At 53.9% G+C, this 17,694-nt stretch carries 17 protein-coding genes and 1 riboswitch; of the genes, 10 read left to right on the top strand and 7 right to left on the bottom strand.

Annotated elements, in window-relative coordinates; translation table 11 throughout:
* Positions 1-77 precede the first annotated feature (77 nt).
* Positions 78-701: a TIGR04211 family SH3 domain-containing protein gene (locus NQH49_RS16535; RefSeq protein WP_097095975.1), complete on the bottom strand. Its 624-nt coding sequence runs from the start codon at positions 699-701 to the stop codon at positions 78-80.
* A 204-nt stretch (positions 702-905) separates the two neighbouring features.
* Between NQH49_RS16535 and NQH49_RS16530 the strand changes: the two genes are divergently transcribed.
* From NQH49_RS16530 to hldE, 3 genes are read left to right on the top strand one after another with little or no spacing between them, the layout of a single operon-like run.
* Entirely contained in the window at positions 906-2,216 is a 1,311-nt protein-coding gene (locus NQH49_RS16530) for a CYTH domain-containing protein (protein ID WP_256697474.1), read from the top strand.
* Between the two features lie 25 nt (positions 2,217-2,241).
* The gene (gene glnE / locus NQH49_RS16525) at positions 2,242-5,100 is read left to right on the top strand and encodes a bifunctional [glutamate--ammonia ligase]-adenylyl-L-tyrosine phosphorylase/[glutamate--ammonia-ligase] adenylyltransferase (RefSeq protein ID WP_256697473.1); all 2,859 of its coding nucleotides are present in this window, start codon (positions 2,242-2,244) and stop codon (positions 5,098-5,100) included.
* Positions 5,101-5,159: 59 nt separating this feature from the next.
* Positions 5,160-6,584 (top strand): bifunctional D-glycero-beta-D-manno-heptose-7-phosphate kinase/D-glycero-beta-D-manno-heptose 1-phosphate adenylyltransferase HldE, encoded by a 1,425-nt coding sequence (hldE, locus tag NQH49_RS16520; RefSeq protein WP_256697472.1) that lies wholly within the window; start codon positions 5,160-5,162, stop codon positions 6,582-6,584.
* 37 nt (positions 6,585-6,621) lie between these two features.
* On the opposite strand, the gene ubiK is transcribed toward hldE, so the two are convergent.
* Positions 6,622-6,927 (bottom strand): ubiquinone biosynthesis accessory factor UbiK, encoded by a 306-nt coding sequence (ubiK, locus tag NQH49_RS16515; protein ID WP_008103418.1) that lies wholly within the window; start codon positions 6,925-6,927, stop codon positions 6,622-6,624.
* A 171-nt stretch (positions 6,928-7,098) separates the two neighbouring features.
* Positions 7,099-7,248, top strand: a riboswitch (FMN riboswitch).
* Between the two features lie 105 nt (positions 7,249-7,353).
* On the opposite strand from ubiK, the gene ribB reads away from it, so the two are divergent.
* Positions 7,354-8,010 carry a 3,4-dihydroxy-2-butanone-4-phosphate synthase gene (gene ribB, locus NQH49_RS16510; protein WP_256697471.1) on the top strand — a complete coding sequence of 219 codons (657 nt, stop codon included), beginning with the start codon at positions 7,354-7,356 and terminating at the stop codon, positions 8,008-8,010.
* Between the two features lie 58 nt (positions 8,011-8,068).
* Here the strand turns inward: ribB and NQH49_RS16505 are convergent, their stop codons facing one another.
* Positions 8,069-8,452, bottom strand: a complete 384-nt coding sequence (locus NQH49_RS16505) for a cell wall hydrolase (protein ID WP_256699412.1) — start codon at positions 8,450-8,452, stop codon at positions 8,069-8,071.
* A 275-nt stretch (positions 8,453-8,727) separates the two neighbouring features.
* On the opposite strand from NQH49_RS16505, the gene ygiD reads away from it, so the two are divergent.
* The gene (ygiD, locus tag NQH49_RS16500) at positions 8,728-9,513 is read left to right on the top strand and encodes a 4,5-DOPA-extradiol-dioxygenase (protein ID WP_256697469.1); all 786 of its coding nucleotides are present in this window, start codon (positions 8,728-8,730) and stop codon (positions 9,511-9,513) included.
* Between the two features lie 38 nt (positions 9,514-9,551).
* Here the strand turns inward: ygiD and NQH49_RS16495 are convergent, their stop codons facing one another.
* The 4 genes from NQH49_RS16495 to NQH49_RS16480 form a co-directional block, all read right to left on the bottom strand.
* A complete protein-coding gene (locus NQH49_RS16495; protein WP_256697468.1) occupies positions 9,552-10,715 on the bottom strand; it encodes a glutathionylspermidine synthase family protein in 1,164 nt (387 codons plus the stop codon).
* Between the two features lie 8 nt (positions 10,716-10,723).
* Positions 10,724-11,398, bottom strand: a complete 675-nt coding sequence (locus tag NQH49_RS16490; RefSeq protein WP_008103408.1) for a DUF1190 family protein — start codon at positions 11,396-11,398, stop codon at positions 10,724-10,726.
* A 141-nt stretch (positions 11,399-11,539) separates the two neighbouring features.
* Positions 11,540-13,012: an outer membrane channel protein TolC gene (gene tolC, locus NQH49_RS16485; RefSeq protein WP_061720468.1), complete on the bottom strand. Its 1,473-nt coding sequence runs from the start codon at positions 13,010-13,012 to the stop codon at positions 11,540-11,542.
* Positions 13,009-13,200: a hypothetical protein gene (locus NQH49_RS16480; protein ID WP_225614418.1), complete on the bottom strand. Its 192-nt coding sequence runs from the start codon at positions 13,198-13,200 to the stop codon at positions 13,009-13,011. Before NQH49_RS16480 ends, tolC begins: the two co-directional genes overlap by 4 nt.
* A gap of 25 nt (positions 13,201-13,225) precedes the next feature.
* Here NQH49_RS16480 and nudF point away from each other — a divergent pair, with 25 nt between their 5' ends.
* Genes nudF through parE form a run of 5 tightly spaced genes read left to right on the top strand, consistent with a single transcriptional unit; the run spans position 13,226 to position 17,683 of the window.
* The gene (nudF, locus tag NQH49_RS16475; protein ID WP_256697467.1) at positions 13,226-13,861 is read left to right on the top strand and encodes an ADP-ribose diphosphatase; all 636 of its coding nucleotides are present in this window, start codon (positions 13,226-13,228) and stop codon (positions 13,859-13,861) included.
* A complete protein-coding gene (locus NQH49_RS16470) occupies positions 13,858-14,283 on the top strand; it encodes a DUF1249 family protein (RefSeq protein ID WP_008103400.1) in 426 nt (141 codons plus the stop codon). The genes nudF and NQH49_RS16470 overlap by 4 nt, the downstream gene beginning before the upstream one ends.
* Before the next feature lie 45 nt (positions 14,284-14,328).
* Positions 14,329-15,156 (top strand): 3',5'-cyclic-AMP phosphodiesterase, encoded by an 828-nt coding sequence (cpdA, locus tag NQH49_RS16465; RefSeq protein WP_256697466.1) that lies wholly within the window; start codon positions 14,329-14,331, stop codon positions 15,154-15,156.
* 3 nt (positions 15,157-15,159) lie between these two features.
* Complete coding sequence (gene yqiA / locus NQH49_RS16460; RefSeq protein WP_256697464.1) at positions 15,160-15,741, top strand: esterase YqiA; 582 nt, start codon at positions 15,160-15,162, stop codon at positions 15,739-15,741.
* 46 nt (positions 15,742-15,787) lie between these two features.
* Positions 15,788-17,683: a DNA topoisomerase IV subunit B gene (gene parE / locus NQH49_RS16455; protein WP_256697463.1), complete on the top strand. Its 1,896-nt coding sequence runs from the start codon at positions 15,788-15,790 to the stop codon at positions 17,681-17,683.
* Positions 17,684-17,694 lie beyond the last annotated feature (11 nt).

Below are 17,694 nucleotides of genomic sequence, written 5' to 3'. Positions count from 1 at the left end.
CTTTGGCTAAATATCGGGCACGCCAAAAAGGGCATCTTACGATCCCCTTAAATAAAAGAACAAATCTGCGTGGCGCGTTAGTTCATCCAGCGATCGTTTTTCTTGCGACGCGGCACCATATGCGGCAGTAACAGACCCAACAGCAGACCAACGCCCAGCACGCCGCCGCCATACATAAACCACTGCATGATGATGGTGCGCTGCTTGTCATCCAGCTGCACATTGGCGGCGCTGACTTTCTTCTGCGCGACAATCAGCTCATTTTTCAGCTTCTGATTCTCGGCTTTCAGGCCATCAATGGTGCCGTCGCTATTGGCGACTTTGTTCTGCATCTCGGACGTGCGCTGATTCCAGCTGTTATCGATATTCGCCAGCTTGGCCGTCAGGTCTTTAACCTGCTGCTCCAGCTGCGGCACGCGGGTACGCAGGCTCGGATTGGCGCTCAGCTGTGACAGTGGAATCCAGTTGGTTTTGCCTTCTGCATCACGAATCTGACCATATTGAGAATCGCTATTGGTCTGCAGCAAGGTCACTTCCTCTCCGGCGTTCAGCTTACCGATCAGGCGATATTGATCGCCCGGACCGCTGCGCACCCAAGTGGATAATTCATCGGAGATGTAACGCTTTTCGTCAGCAGCATGAGCAGGCGTGATGGCGCTGAAAGCCAGCAAAGAAAGGGCAGCAAGTGTGATTTTTTTCATTCGATGTCGTTTTTTCTTAATGGCGTAAAATTACCGGCACAGTCTGGAGACGCTTCTCAAAAATCTGAATGAGAACTATCCTGGTCTCAATCCGGTGCGAAAAGGGTCGTAAAAGCACAAGAAAGCGGAGACAGCGGGCTTCCGGTGCATTACTCTTCGCCAGATTAAACTCGTAAGTGCCAGCAGCGTATTGAATAAAAAATTATGACCATCGAAATCGAATTAAAGTTCATTGCTACACCGCAAGCCGCCGAAAAACTGGCTGAAAAGCTTGCCGCGTGGCCACATCAGCACTTCGCCGCGCGCGAGCTGACCAATATCTATTATGAAACCGACGACAACCAATTGCGTCGTTGGGACATGGGCCTGCGCATTCGTGGCGTTGACCAATGCTATGAAATGACACTGAAAGCTGCCGGTAAAACGGTTGGCGGCTTGCATCAGCGTCCTGAATATAATGTTGATCTCGCCGAGCCGCAGCTGGATATCGCGCGCCTGCCGGCTGAGATCTGGCCGCAGGACACCGATATCGCCGCACTGCAATCGCGCCTGCAGCCGTTGTTCAGCACCCATTTCCAGCGCGAAGCCTGGCTGGTGCAATTTGGCGACAGTGAAATTGAAGTGGCATTTGACCGCGGCGAAGTCGCTGCCGGTGAATTTAGCGAACCGCTTTATGAAGTTGAGCTTGAGCTCAAAAGTGGGCAGCGCGATGACATGCTGAAATTCGCTGAAGCGTTGATTGCGATGGGCGGCTTGCGTCTCGGCAGCCTGAGCAAAGCCGCGCGCGGTTACCAGCTGGCGCAGGGTAATTTACCGCGTCCAATCCGTACCTTGCCGTTGCAGAAAATCGCCGCGAAGGCATCGGTTGAGCAGGGCATGATCAATGCGATGACGGCGGCACTGAATCATTGGCAATATCATGAAGAAGTGTGGCTGCGTGGTAATAAAGAGGCCAAAGCGGCGGTGATTGATGCGCTGGAAACGCTGCGTCAGGCGTTCTCACTGTTTGGCGCGTTGGTGCCTCGCAAGGCCAGCAGCGAGCTGCGCCAGAAGTTAACCCGTCAGGAAGAGTTGCTGGCCGATGAAGAGAATAATGCAGAAGCCACGTGTTTCTCGTTGACCTCCGTTGAAGCCCAGTTAGCGCTTACTCACTGGCTGGTGGAGTCGCAGTGGCAAAACTGGCTCGACGACAAGAGCAAAAGTAAGCTGCAGGGATCGTTCAAGCGCTTCAGCGATATTATGCTGAGCCGCATCTCAGCCGATCTCCGTGAAACCTTCGTTGACGTACAGCTGTTCAATGAGTTTCAGGATAAAGCGACGCGCCTGAATCGCCAACTGCTGGCAGTGAACCTGCTGGCAGGTGCTTATCCGGTGGAAGAGGTGAATGTTTGGCTGGAAGGCTGGCTGGAGTTACAGCACGCCATTCGCGTCAAACAGAATCACGGCTTAATGCAACTGGTGAATCTTGCGATTAAACCAGCGCCGTTCTGGCTTAATAGCGGAATCAAACGCTAACGAAAAATCCAATCAGGGAGAGACGATGTTGTTACCGTTACCGGCGCTAATGCAGGCGCAGTTGGCTAATGTGGCAGAGCGACTTAATTTGCCACCCTCAGCGTTCACGCCAGAACAGGCGGGCGCGCTGACCTTTAGTGACTTTATCCTCGATAACCTGCAGCAGCATCCCGAATGGTGGCAGCATCTGCAACAGCAAGCGCCTGCGCCAGATGAGTGGCAGCACTATGCCAACTGGCTGAAGGATGTGCTGCAAGCCGTTGATAACGAAACCTCCCTGATGCGCGAACTGCGTTTGTTCCGTCGTCACATGCTGGTGCGCATCGCCTGGATGCAGGCGCTGCAACACGCCACTACCGAACAAAGTTTGCAGCAGCTCAGTACGCTGGCGGAAATTCTCATCGCTGCCGCACGCGACTGGGTTTGGCAGGATTGCAGCCGCGACTTCGGTACGCCATGCAATGAAGCCGGTGAAGCTCAGCCGATGTTGATTCTTGGTATGGGTAAACTCGGCGGCTGTGAACTCAATTTCTCTTCTGATATCGATCTGATTTTTGCCTGGCCGGAAAACGGCGTTACGCAAGGTGGGCGACGTGAGATCGACAATGCGCAATTCTTCACGCGCATGGGGCAGCGGCTGATCAAAGTGCTCGATCAGCCAACGGTGGATGGGTTTGTCTATCGCGTGGATATGCGTCTGCGCCCGTTCGGTGATAGCGGTCCGCTGGTGCTGAGCTTTGCGGCATTGGAGGATTATTATCAGGAGCAGGGCCGCGACTGGGAACGCTATGCGATGGTCAAAGCCCGCCTGATGGGCGACGATCACGGTCACTGGAGCCAGGAATTGCAGCAAATGCTGCGTCCTTTCGTTTATCGACGCTATATCGATTTCAGCGTGATTCAATCGCTGCGTAACATGAAGGGCATGATCGCGCGCGAAGTGCGTCGACGTGGCTTGAAAGACAACATTAAGCTCGGCGCTGGCGGCATTCGTGAAACAGAATTCATTGTGCAGGTCTTCCAGCTGATTCGCGGTGGACGTGAGCGCTCACTACAACTGCGTTCCTTACTCCCTACGCTTGAAGCCATTGGCGAGCTGGCTTTGTTAAGTCAAAAACAGATCGAGCATCTGCGTGAAGCCTATCTGTTCCTGCGTCGGCTGGAAAACCTGCTGCAAAGTATTAATGATGAGCAGACGCAAACGCTGCCAGAGAACGAACTCGACCACCAGCGCTTAGCCTGGGCGATGGGCGCGGCAGACTGGAGCGTTCTGATGGCGCAGCTGGAGCTGCAAATGGCCGGTGTGCGCGCCATCTTTGACGAGCTGATTGGCGACGATGCGCCGGATGTCGACGATCAGCCGCAGTTGGCCGAATTTGCTGGTTTGTGGCAGGACGCACTTGAAGAGAGCGATCTCATCCCGGTTGTGCCGCAGCTGGACGATGCGCAGCGTCACGCGCTTTACAACGCGTTGAACAACTTCCGCCAGGATGTGAGCCGCCGCACCATTGGTCCGCGCGGTCGTCTGGCGCTTGATCAGTTGATGCCGCGTCTGCTCAGTGAAGTCTGTCAGCGCGCAGATGCCGATGTGCTGCTGAACCGTCTGACACCGCTGTTGCTGGGCGTGCTGACGCGCAGCACTTATCTGGAATTACTTACCGAATATCATGGCGCGCTGCGTCATCTGATTCGCCTGTGCGCCGCATCACCGATGGTTGCCAGCCAGCTGGCGCGCTATCCGCTGCTGCTGGATGAGCTACTCGATCCCGCAACGCTGTATCAACCTACCGCGACCGACGCTTATCGTGACGAACTACGCCAATATTTGCTGCGTATTCCTACCGATGACGAAGAGCAGCAGCTGGAAGCATTACGTCAGTTTAAACAGGCGCAGCATCTGCGCATCGCCGCTGCCGATATTGCTGAAACGCTACCCGTGATGAAAGTGAGCGATCACTTAACCTGGCTGGCAGAAGCGATTATCGAATCGGTGGTACAGCAAGCCTGGCAGATGATGGTGCAGCGTTATGGTCGCCCATCGCATCTCACCAGCGACAACGAACGCGGTTTTGCGGTTGTTGGTTACGGCAAGCTCGGTGGTTGGGAGCTGGGTTATAGCTCTGATCTTGATTTGGTGTTCCTGCATGATTGTCCGGATGATGCGGAAACCGATGGCGAGCGCGTCATTGATGGCCGTCAGTTCTATTTACGCCTCGCGCAGCGTGTGATGCATCTGTTTAGCACGCGCACGTCGTCCGGCATTTTGTATGAAGTGGATGCGCGGCTGCGTCCTTCTGGCGCGGCGGGCATGCTGGTCAGTACTTTTGCTGCCTTTAACGAATACCAGCGCAGCGAGGCGTGGACCTGGGAGCATCAGGCGCTGGTGCGCGCGCGTATTGTGTTTGGCGAACCTGCGCTATGTGAACGCTTTGATGAGATTCGGCGTGGCATTCTTTGCCTGCCGCGTGAAGTCGAGACGTTGCAAAAAGAAGTGCGTGAAATGCGTGAAAAAATGCGTGCGCATCTCAGCAATAAACACAAAGGTCGCTGGGAAATTAAGACCGATGAGGGCGGTATCACCGATATTGAATTCATCGCGCAATATCTTGTCTTAGGCTACGCGGCCCATCAGCCAGCGTTGACGCGTTGGTCGGATAACGTCCGCATTTTCGAGTTAATGGCGTGTCACGGCATTATGCCGGATGAAGAGGCGCAGGCTTTAACGCATGCTTACGTCACGTTACGTGATGCGCTGCACCATCTGGCGCTGCAGGAATTGCCGGGCCATGTGGCAGCTGAAGCCTTTGTCGCTGAGCGCGCGGTGGTCAACAACAGTTGGCAGCGTTGGTTAAGCGGCACCGAATCTGACAGCGCGGAACAGTGAGCCTGATGGCTTATGTGGTAATATCGCGCGCATTATTTTGACCGTGTTGGAGTCTCTGAATGAAAGTAACACTGCCCACTTTTGGCAAGGCCACTGTGCTGGTCGTCGGCGATGTCATGTTAGATCGCTATTGGTATGGCCCAACCAGCCGTATTTCCCCGGAAGCGCCGGTGCCGGTGGTGAAAGTGGATACTATTGAAGAGCGTCCAGGCGGCGCGGCAAACGTCGCTATGAACATTGCTGCGCTCGGTGCAGCATCACGGCTGATTGGCTTGACGGGCGCTGATGATGCCGCGCGCGTGCTGAGTGAAACCCTGCAGAAGGTTAATGTCGACTGTGATTTTGTGGCAGTGCAAAGCCATCCAACCATCACTAAGTTGCGCGTGCTGTCGCGCAATCAGCAGCTGATTCGCCTCGATTTCGAAGAGGGTTTTGAGCAGATTGATCCGCAGCCGATTCACGATCGTATGCGCCAATCGCTGACGCAAGCGGGTGCGCTGGTGCTGTCTGATTACGCTAAAGGCGCGCTGAACAGCGTACAGACCATGATTCAACTGGCGCGTGAAGCTAATGTGCCGGTGCTGATTGATCCCAAAGGTACTGATTTTGAACGTTATCGCGGTGCGACACTGCTAACGCCGAATCTGTCTGAATTCGAAGCGGTGGTGGGTAAATGCAAAACCGTGGACGAGATTGTCAGCCGTGGCATGCAGTTAATCGCTGATTATGAGCTCTCCGCGCTGCTGGTCACCCGTTCAGAGAACGGTATGACGCTGCTGCAACCGGGCAAAGAACCGCTACATCTACCTACACAGGCGCAGGAAGTGTATGACGTAACCGGCGCAGGCGATACGGTAATTGGCGTGCTGGCTGCGGTGCTGGCGGCGGGTGACAGCCTGGAAGAAGCCTGTTTCCTTGCCAATGCTGCTGCCGGCGTCGTCGTTGGCAAGCTGGGTACTTCTACTGTCAGCACGGTTGAGCTGGAAAATGCCATTCACGCCCGTCCTGAAACGGGATTTGGTGTGATGACCGAAGCGGAGCTGAAAGCCGCTGTTGCGCTGGCGCGTCAGCGGGGTGAGAAAGTGGTGATGACCAATGGCGTGTTTGACATCCTGCACGCTGGTCATGTTTCTTATCTGGCGAACGCGCGCAAGCTGGGCGATCGCCTGATTGTGGCCGTTAACAGTGATGCCTCGACTAAGCGTCTGAAAGGCGAAACACGTCCGGTCAATCCGCAAGAAAATCGCATGATTGTTTTGGGTGCGCTGGAAGCGGTGGATTGGGTTGTACTGTTTGAAGAGGATACGCCACAGCGTCTGATTGCTGGCGTACTGCCGGATCTGCTAGTAAAAGGCGGCGACTACAAACCAGAAGATATCGCGGGAAGTAAAGAAGTGTGGGCGAACGGCGGTGACGTGCGCGTGCTTAACTTCGAAGATGGCATCTCAACCAGCAATATCATCAAAACGATTCGCAGTCATTAAGTGTAAATCGGCGGGAGTCATGCTCCCGCCGATGAGCTTACTGCGGAGTATCGATTTTCCCAGCAGGATCTGGCGTGATGATCGCCGGCGCGGGTGCTGCTGGACTTTCACTTTCCAACTTCGCCAAACGCTGCTCCAGCGCCGCTAATTTCTCACGCGTACGCAGCAGAACCTGCGTCTGCACATCAAACTCTTCACGGTTAACCAGGTCCATGCGCGTCAACTGCGCCTGCAATACCTGACGGATTTTCTTTTCGACATCATCGCCAAAATCACGAATCCCTTTCGGCATAGCTTCATGTACCTGGCGAGCCAGTTGTTCAATTTTTTTCGTGTCGATCATGATTATTTCCTGGTTACGGTGGCCGATAGCTGCGCGTGTTCGGACTCAATAGCTATTAAGTGTAATACCTGAAACGAAAAGGTTAAACCTGAAATCCGCAACGCAGGAAATGCAAAAGCATTTGCACTTTTGTCGATTGCCCGTCCAGATGATTGGCGTTATAGTTTGTTCGCTTATTCTCAGGGCGGGGCGAAATTCCCCACCGGCGGTAAATCAGCTATAGCTGAAAGCCCGCGAGCGCTTTCACAGCAATGTGAAAGGTCAGCAGATCCGGTGTAATTCCGGAGCCGACGGTTAGAGTCCGGATGGGAGAGGGTAACGACATCAGCCGGGCTTTGCCCGCGTCACGTTTTTGCCATGTGTTTTGTACGCACTCCTAAGCACGCCCTGGTTCTGGTAACTCATATTTTATAAGGTTTTTTTACCATGAATCAGACGCTTCTTTCTGAATTTGGCACGCCTGAACAGCGTGTAGAGCGCGCCATTGATGCGCTGCGCAACGGCCGCGGTGTAATGGTGCTCGACGATGAAAATCGTGAAAACGAAGGTGACATGATCTTCCCGGCAGAAACCATGACCGTTGAACAGATGGCATTAACCATCCGTCACGGCAGCGGTATTGTCTGCCTTTGCATCACCGAAGAACGCCGTCAGCAGCTTGAGCTACCAATGATGGTGGAAACCAACACCAGTGCATACGGCACCGGTTTTACGGTGACGATTGAAGCCGCAAGCGGTGTTACCACCGGCGTTTCTGCTGCCGATCGAATTACTACCATTCGCGCTGCAATCGCTGATGGCGCCAAGCCGTCAGACCTTAACCGTCCGGGCCATGTCTTCCCGCTGCGCGCGCGTGAAGGCGGCGTTCTGTCTCGTGGTGGACATACCGAAGCGACTATCGATCTGGTGACGCTGGCAGGATTTAAACCTGCGGGCGTACTGTGCGAATTGACCAATGATGATGGCAGCATGGCGCATGCGCCTGAAGCGATCGTGTTTGCTAAGCAACACGATATGCCGGTTGTCACCATTGAAGATCTGGTGGCGTATCGCCGTCAACGTGAGACGCGTCACGCCAGCTAACTGAATTGATGTAGAAGAAAGAGGCCGGATAGTGATCTATTCGGCCTCTTTTTTTGTTTTAGCGATTGGCATAAAACACATGATTACCAATCACCACGGTACGTTCAAAAGCATGGCGCCAGGTCGGTTTAACGTGGTGTGCATGGAAGAACGTTGCGCCTTTGGTTACGTCCTGTAATTCCCCTTCAACAATCTTTTTTGCCAACTCTCTAGCGCGCTGCCAGCTTTTATCTTCCTTGGGTGGATAACGATAAGGATTCTTTTTGAGAGACGTCCAGGAGAACTGCTTAGGTGCATACACCACAGGACAGATCTCTTTGACATCCCAATTGGCCCGGTTCATGGTCACCGTGCCAACCGCTATTTGTCCTTTAATCGGTTCGCCACGCGCTTCATGGTAGATATTCATTGCCAGGCACAATATTGCTCCCTGAATTAACATACATTCCAATGCTCATATTTCCAAAACCGAGTGGAGTGTAAGAAGACGATTCATTGGATGTAACAAGACTGGTCTCGCTCGGTCTTAGGTGCGGGCTATATCACTGATATGTAGAAGGAGCACGTGCAAGATTGAGACCTATCTGGTCTTAAATTTTTCCGCTGAATATCATTCAAATTCCCTGACAGAGAACATCATACTTATCAGCGTTAATCCCCCCGCGAAAGCGCGTATCGTATCGGTCAACAAAGCGACACTTCGTCAGAGGATTAATCATGAGCACTACACGCATGCCTGCGCTGTTCCTTGGTCACGGCAGCCCGATGAACGTACTGGAAGATAATCGGTATACCCAAACCTGGCAGCAGTTGGGCGCAACATTGCCGCGTCCACGCGCGATTCTCGCGGTTTCGGCGCACTGGTACACACGCGGTACGGCCGTGACGGCGATGAATAATCCACGCACCATCCATGATTTCGGTGGTTTCCCGCAGGCGCTGTTTGATGTGCGTTATCCCGCGCCGGGATCGCCAGAGCTGGCCCAGCAAGTGATTGATTTACTGGCGCCGGTCGCCGTTCATGCCGATCAGGAGTGGGGTTTTGATCATGGCTCGTGGGGCGTGCTGGCAAAAATGTATCCCGAAGCCGACATTCCGGTTGTGCAATTGAGTATCGACGCTACTAAACCAGCCGAATGGCACTACGCATTGGGGCAAAAGCTGGCGTTATTGCGAGATGAAGGTGTGATGATCGTGGCCAGCGGTAACGTAGTGCACAATCTGCGTATGCTGCGCTGGCAGGGTGCGGAAACCGCGTATCCGTGGGCGGATAACTTTGATCAGCACGTGCGTGAGAATCTGGATTTCCAGGGCGAAGCAGCGGATCACCCATTGGTGAACTTTATGCAGCATCCGGATGCACAGCTTGCAAACCCTACGCCGGAACACTATTTACCGCTGCTCTATATTCTTGGTGCGCGTGCTGCTGATGAAGCGATCTCTATTCCCGTAGAAGGTATGGAGATGGGCGCGATCAGCATGATGTCGGTGCAGATTGGTTAATTCGCGTGGCCGCCCGAAGATTGCGGGCGGCGCAGCGTTTACTCAATAAAGGTATGAGGATAGAAGCGCGACAGATCCTGAGTGATCAATGCACGATCTTCACGTATGCCGATACCGGCAGGTTGATCGTCAATCAGCCAGCTACCGATCAACGTGTAGCTGTCACCAAATTTCGGCAACTGATAGAACTGCTGGATAATCATGCCTTCCTCGCCATACGGGCCGTCCGCACGCGCGATCTCCTGACCGTTCTCAATGATGCGAATATTGGCACCTTCACGTGAAAACAGCGGTTTCACCACGTATTTATCCATCTGCGGCGCGTTCTTATCATCGGCAAAATAGGCGGGCAGCAAATTGGGATGATTGGGGAACATTTCCCATAGCAGCGGTAACAGCGCTTTATTGGAGATGATGCTTTTCCATGCCGGCTCCAGCCAGCGCACGCCCGCGTCTGCCAGCTTGGTGGAGAACACTTCGCGCAGCATGAATTCCCACGGATAGAGCTTGAACAGATTGCTGATGACCTGATCGTTTACATCGGTAAACTGGCCTCTTTCACCCAATCCAATCTCATCTATATAGAGAAACTCGCTCGGCAATCCGGCTTCGGTGGCGCAGTCCTGCAGATATTGCACCGTGGCGCGGTCTTCTTCGGTATCACGACAGCAGGAGAAGTGCAGCCAGCTGAACCCGAACTGCTGATGTAGCGTGGCGAAGCGCTCGATCAGCTTCTCTTGCAGGCTGTTGAACTGGTCGCTGCCCTGCGGCAGGTTGCCCGCTTTGACCTGGTCTTCCAGCCAAATCCACTGAAAGAAGGCGGCTTCATACAGCGAGGTTGGCGTGTCGGCGTTGTTTTCCAGCAGCTTGGCGTCACCTTTGCCATCCCATGCCAGATCGAGGCGCGAATAGAGCGACGGCTGGCGCAACTTCCAGGAATCGCGCACAAAATCCCAGGTGTGCTTAGGAATGCAGAATCGGGTGAGCAGCTCGTCACTGCTCACCACTTTCTCCACCGCTTGCAAACACATCTGGTGCAGCTCGGCGGTGGTATCTTCCAGCTGTTCAACCTGCGCTAGCGTGAATTGGTAGTACGCATCTTCACACCAGTAAGGTTCGCCATACATGGTGTGAAACTGGAAACCATACTCAGCTGCTTTTTCACGCCAGTCTGGACGTTCAGGGATTGCAATACGTTGCATGCTGCGGCTTAGCCTCCCAGCGAGCGGCTGCCGGTGCCAGAGGCACTGCTGCGCTGCATGGTGTTTTGTTTTGCCACGCTGTCACCAAAGCCGCCACGCGTGATAGTGGAAGTGGTGGCGGGTTTCGGCGCCATGGCTGTTTTCGGCACATTGATGGTTCGGCCTGATGTCGCATTGCCGTAGTTTTTACCCGACGCGTCGACAAATTTTCCGTTTGCCGGGCTGTTCGGATTTTTTGGCGAGAACAGTGGCTGCTGGGCAAAGCCTGCGCCGCCGCTCATCATACGTCCCATCATGTAACCGGCCATCAATGGCATCCAGAAGCTCCCGCTTTGCTGCGCTTCAGCATTATTAGCGGTCGTGCCCACGCCCGCTTGTGCAGGCGTTTGCTGGCACTGATTCTCACCAAACTCAGCCACACAATCTTCGCGCGTGGCGTATTTTGGCGCGGTACGTTCAGCTTCTTTCTGTGCGTTGTTATATGCAGTGGTACATTGCGCGCTCTGGCCCGGATTGGCTTTGGCGCAATCATCTGCGTTTTGATAGAGCGACACCGTCTCATCACTCTGCTCGCAGCCTGCCAGCATAAACACTGCGCTAACGGCAAAGGCGACTGGCGTTAAGTGGCGTGCCTGCCAGCTTTTACGAAAAGCGGCATGGCGAATATTTTTCGTCCGTTTCATTATTTTCATCCTGTGCCCAAAGGTGCGGTAAAGGATAGGGGATGAGCGGTGGAAAATGAAGCGCGGAGCCAGATGGGGAAAGCATCTTTACGTAGCTATACGATTGAATGCGAAAGGGGCCGCATGCGGCCCCTTGGGGAATTAATTACCGAATGGATTTCCGCTGCTGCGTGCGGCAGCTGGACGGGCTTGTGCGGCGGCTGAAGGCGAAGACGCTTTCGGACCGTTATCCACACGCGCGGCCTGCTGGTTATTTTCCGGCGCCACCACTTCTGGTGTCGTGGTGATCTCTTTGCCCAGCGTGCTGTTCAGCTGCTGCAGATCCTGCTCATTCAGCGTACCCAGCGCATATTTGATATTCAGCTGGTTGATCAGATAGCTATAACGCGCATCAGACAGCTGCTGTTTAGCGTTGAACAGCGTGGTGGTCGCATCCAGCACATCAACGATGGTACGCGTACCAACCTGATAACCGGCTTCCATCGCATCCAGTGAACTTTGTGCAGAGACCACAGCCTGCTTGTAAGCATCGATGCTGCTAATAGAGGCATTCACGTTATTGAATGAAGAACGCACCGTCTGAACTGCGCTACGATGCGCGCCTTCCAGCTGTTCGCTGGCCGCGACATAGTTGTACTGCGCCTGTTTAACCTGAGAAGTGACAGAACCGCCGCTGTACAGTGGCATGGTGAAGCTCAGGCCAACCTGGTTAGAACCGGTGATCGAGTCGGTGCTGCCGGCGCTCTGATTAGCGCGGCTGCCGCCATATTTGCTGTTCGACATACCCGTTGACGCGGTCAAATCCAGCGTTGGCATGTGGCCGGTTTCCGCTGAACGAATCTGCTCACGTGCCAGATCCTGGCTCAGACGCGCAGACAGCAAGGTCAGGTTGCGGCTTTCTGCTTCTTTCAGCAGGCTGGCAACGGCATCTGGACGCGCGGTTTTAAAACGATCGATATTCAGAGAAGCCAGCGACAGATAATCCATCCCGGTAATCTGACGCAGCGATTCCACCGCATTATCGAGATTGTTACGTGCGGTCACTTCGTTGGCCAGCACGGTGTCATACTGTGCTCGGGCGTTCTGCACGTCAGTGATCGCGACCAAACCTACATTGAAGCGCTGAGTGGTTTGATCCAATTCGCGGTAGATCGACTGTTTCTGTGCTTCGGTGTAAGAAAGCGTATCGATCGCCTTCAACACGTTGAAATAGGCAGTTGCACTGTTCAGAATCAGATCTTGCTGAGCAACCTGATAGGTGACGTCCTGAATACCGGCTTGTTTTTCCTGCAGCGACAGCGCACGCCATTTCGACATATCGAAAATAGTTTGAGTTAATTGCAGAGAGGCGCTGGTCGTGTTGGAATGAAGTCCGCTGCTGTCACGGTAGCCGTTGTTATAAGTGTAATCAGCGCCCAAGCCTAACTGCGGCAATAAAGGACTACGCGCTTCATTGATTTTCTCAAATGCTGCGTCGCGGTTAGCGGCAGAGGAGCGCAGATCGGGGTTGCTAAGGCGCGCCTGCTGATAGACCTGCAACAGGTTTTCTGCCTGGCTGGCAAGGCTGAATCCGCCCAGGCTCAGTCCAATAAAAAGTGGGAGCAGTTTTTTCATTTGCATTCCTTTTGTTGCAGCAAAATGCACTGGTAGTGCTGCAGGTAAGCCAAAAAAATAATCGCCGATTCTACAGAGGCGGCGTCAGAGATAAGTTGGCTGAACGTGCCTTCTTCCCCTAATTTACGTAAATAATTCAAAAAGAACCACTCGGACGGAGCGGTAGACTTGGCTTTTCTTTGCTCCATCCCAATCTGCATAAGGAATCAGACGATGGCGAGTGCAAAAAAATCCCCTGTGACTTTCACAAAAAACGATGTAGAAATTATTGCACGCGAAACGCGTTACGATGGTTTTTTTTCCATCATCAGCTACCGTTTCCGTCACCGTCGTTTTAATGGCGAAATGAGCGGTGAAGTGGTGCGCGAAGTTTTTGAGCGCGGACACGCCGCCGTGCTGCTACCCTATGATGCCTTACGCGATGAAGTGGTGCTGATCGAGCAGATCCGCATTCCCGCTTTTGATTCCAGCCCAACGCCCTGGCTGCTGGAAATGGTGGCTGGCATCATCGAACCTGGCGAAACACCAGAAGATGTCGCACGTCGTGAGGCGGTAGAAGAAGCTGGCCTCAAGGTTGGCCGCGTCAAACCGATAGTGAATTACTTAGCCAGCCCCGGCGGAACATCTGAACGTTTATCGGTGCTGGTGGGCGAAGTGGATGCCAGCCTGGCAGAGGGAAATCACGGGCTGGAGGAAGAGAATGAGGATATTCTTGTCCATGTGGTGAGCCGCGAACAGGCTTATCGCTGGGTGGAAGAGGGGATTATTGATAACGCGGCATCTGTCATCGCCTTGCAATGGCTGGCGTTGCACCATGAAAAACTACGAGAAGAGTGGAAGCTAAAATGAAACAGCGCTATACCCCTGACTTTCCCGAAATGATGCGCCTGTGCGAAACCAATTTCGCACAACTGCGTCGCCTGCTGCCGCGTAATGACGAGGCAGGTGCATCGGTGATTTATCAGGTGAATGGCGCCAGCTATCAGCTCACCATCGAGGAATCGACCCGTTACACCACTTTGGTTGAAGTGCGTCAGGTGGCACCCGCGGTGAGTTACTGGAGCCTGCCTTCGATGTCTGTGCGGCTCTACCATGATGCGATGGTCGCTGAAGTGTGTTCCACTAAACAGATCTACCGATTTAAAGCGCGCTATGATTATCCTAATAAAAAACTGCATCAGCGCGATGAAAAACATCAGATTAACCAGTTCCTTGCGGATTGGTTACGTTACTGCTTAGCGCATGGCGCTGTGGCAGTACCGGTTTGCTGATAGCGTAAAAAAACGCAACGATGGCGTGGAGATTAAGGAAACGCTTTGGATAGCCTGCTAACTCTTCCTGCACGAGATGGGTCTGATATCAGGATTTTACAAATCACGGATACCCATCTTTTTGCCGGAAAACATCAATCGCTGCTTGGGGTGAATACCTGGTCGAGTTTTGATGCGGTGCTGGATGCCATTGAGGCACAACAGCAGCATTATGATCTGATTATCGCCACCGGCGATCTCGCTCAGGATCACACCGTCGAAGCTTACCAACATTTTGTAGCGGGCATTAATCGTCTGCCGAAACCTTGCGTCTGGCTGCCGGGAAATCATGATTTTCAGCCGGCGATGGTGGATACGCTGGCCGATGCGGGTATTAAGTCAGACAAGCATGTTCTGCTAGGCGATCACTGGCAGCTGGTGCTGTTAGATAGTCAGGTATTTGGTGTCCCGCACGGCATGTTGAGCGAATACCAGCTTGAGTGGCTGCACACCGCGCTCAGCAAGTATCCGGAACGTCACACCTTAGTGCTGCTGCATCATCATCCTCTGGCTTCCGGTTGTACCTGGTTAGATCAGCACAGCTTGCGTAATCCACATCAGCTGGAAGCAGTACTGCAACACTTCCCGCGTGCGCGCAATCTGGTGTGCGGCCATATTCATCAGGAACTCGATCTCGACTGGCATGGTCGCCGCGTAATGGCTTCGCCATCGACCTGTGTCCAGTTCAAACCGCATTGCACCAACTTCACTATTGATACGCTGGCGCCAGGCTGGCGCTGGTTTACTTTACAGGTAGACGGGACGCTGCAAACCGAGGTGAACCGCCTGCAAAGCGACATGTTCCGCCCCGATCTTGATTCCGAGGGCTACTAAGCAATGGCGGCGCTGATTTATCTGCATGGCTTCAACAGTTCCCCGCAATCGGCGAAAGCTACCCAGCTACAGCAATGGCTCAACGAGCAGCATCCACACATCAATGTGATGGTGCCGCAACTGCCGACGTTTCCGGCCGACGCCGCCAGCATGTTGGAAGAGCTGGTGATGCAGTATTCCGGTGAACCGCTGGGATTGGTGGGATCGTCGCTGGGCGGCTATTTTGCTACCTGGCTGTCGCAGTGTTTTATGTTGCCAGCGGTGGTGGTCAATCCCGCCGTACGGCCGTTTGAGCTGCTGGTGGATTACCTCGGCGAAAACCGTAATCCCTACACCGGCCAGCAATATGTGTTAGAGTCTCGCCACATTTACGATCTGAAAGTAATGCAGATTGACCCTCTTGAAGCGCCTGATTTACTTTGGCTGCTGCAACAAACCGGCGATGAAATACTCGATTATCGCCAGGCGCTGGAGTATTACAGCGCATGCCGCCAGACGGTTGAAGAGGGCGGCAATCATGCCTATATCGGATTCGAACGCCATTTCGCACAGATAGTTGATTTTCTGGGATTAAACGCTCAGTAGCTTTGCGAAGTGGGGCCATTTTCCTATTGCTAATCAGACATTTACGATGAGCCAATCAAGCTATAATGCCGATGCCATTGAGGTCCTGACCGGCCTTGAACCGGTGCGTCGTCGTCCGGGGATGTACACCGATACCACGCGCCCGAACCATCTGGGCCAGGAAGTGATCGATAACAGCGTCGATGAGGCGCTGGCTGGTCACGCCAAACGTGTGGAAGTGATTCTTCATGCCGATCAGTCATTGGAAGTTATTGATGACGGTCGTGGCATGCCGGTGGATATCCATCCGGAAGAAGGCGTGCCTGCGGTTGAGCTGATTCTTTGTCGCCTGCATGCGGGCGGAAAATTCTCCAATAAAAACTATCAGTTCTCAGGCGGCTTGCACGGCGTCGGCATCTCGGTGGTCAACGCCTTATCGAAGCGCGTGGAAGTTACCGTGCGTCGTAACGGCGAGATCTATCAGATTGCCTTCGAAAATGGCGATAAAGTGCAGGATCTTACGGTTACCGGCACCGTCGGTAAACGCAACACCGGCACCAGCGTACATTTCTGGCCAGATGAAAGCTTCTTTGATAGCCCGCGTTTCTCGGTTTCCCGTTTATCGCATCTGTTAAAAGCCAAAGCCGTGCTCTGTCCGGGCGTTGAAATTGTCTTTAAAGACAAGGTCAACGATACCGAACAAACCTGGATGTATCAGGATGGCCTGACCGATTACCTGTGTGAGGCGGTTGACGGCTTGCCGACGCTGCCGGAAAAACCTTTTGTGGGCAGTTTTGCCGGCGATGTGGAAGCGGTGGATTGGGCGCTGCTGTGGCTGCCGGAAGGCGGTGAGCTGCTAACGGAAAGCTACGTCAACCTGATCCCAACCATGCAAGGCGGCACGCACGTCAACGGCTTGCGTCAGGGATTGCTGGATGCCATGCGTGAGTTCTGCGAATACCGCAATATTTTGCCGCGCGGCGTGAAGCTCTCGGCGGAAGATATCTGGGATCGCTGTGCGTACGTACTGTCGGTGAAGATGCAGGATCCACAGTTTGCCGGTCAGACGAAAGAGCGCCTGTCGTCACGTCAGTGTGCGGCGTTCGTCTCAGCGGTGGTCAAAGATGCTTTCAGCCTGTGGCTGAACCAGAACGTGCAGGCGGCTGAAATGCTGGCCGAGCTGGCGATCTCCAGCGCACAGCGCCGTATGCGTGCCGCCAAGAAAGTGGTGCGTAAAAAACTCACCAGCGGACCGGCGCTGCCGGGCAAACTGGCTGACTGCACCGCGCAGGATTTGAATCGAACCGAACTGTTCCTCGTCGAAGGGGATTCTGCGGGCGGATCCGCCAAGCAGGCGCGCGATCGTGATTATCAAGCGATCATGCCGCTGAAAGGCAAGATCCTCAACACCTGGGAAGTCTCTTCAGACGAAGTGCTGGCCTCGCAGGAAGTGCATGATATTTCCGTGGCGATCGGTATCGATCCCGACAGCGAAGATCTGAGCCAGCTGCGTTACGGCAAGATCTGTATCCTCGCGGATGCGGATTCCGATGGTTTGCACATTGCCACGCTGCTGTGCGCGCTGTTTGTGAAGCATTTCCGTTCGCTGGTGCAGCACGGCCATGTATATGTGGCCATGCCGCCGCTGTATCGCATCGATCTCGGCAAAGAAGTCTATTACGCCCTAGATGAAGATGAGAAAGAGGGCGTGCTGGACCAGCTCAAGCGTAAGAAAGGTAAGCCGAATGTGCAGCGCTTTAAGGGCTTGGGTGAAATGAACCCGCTGCAGCTGCGCGAAACCACGCTCGATCCAAACACGCGTCGTCTGGTTCAGCTGACGATCAGCGATGAAGATGTCGACCAAACGCTGCGTGTAATGGACATGCTGCTGGCGAAGAAACGTTCGGAAGATCGCCGAAACTGGCTGCAAGAGAAAGGCGATTTAGCCGACCTCGAAGTGTAGAAAAAGGGACG

Source organism: Pantoea trifolii (assembly GCF_024506435.1).
Lineage (GTDB): Bacteria > Pseudomonadota > Gammaproteobacteria > Enterobacterales > Enterobacteriaceae > Pantoea > Pantoea trifolii.
The sequence above is the reverse complement of the archived record's forward strand: the minus strand, read 5'-3'. Positions and strand labels throughout refer to the sequence as shown.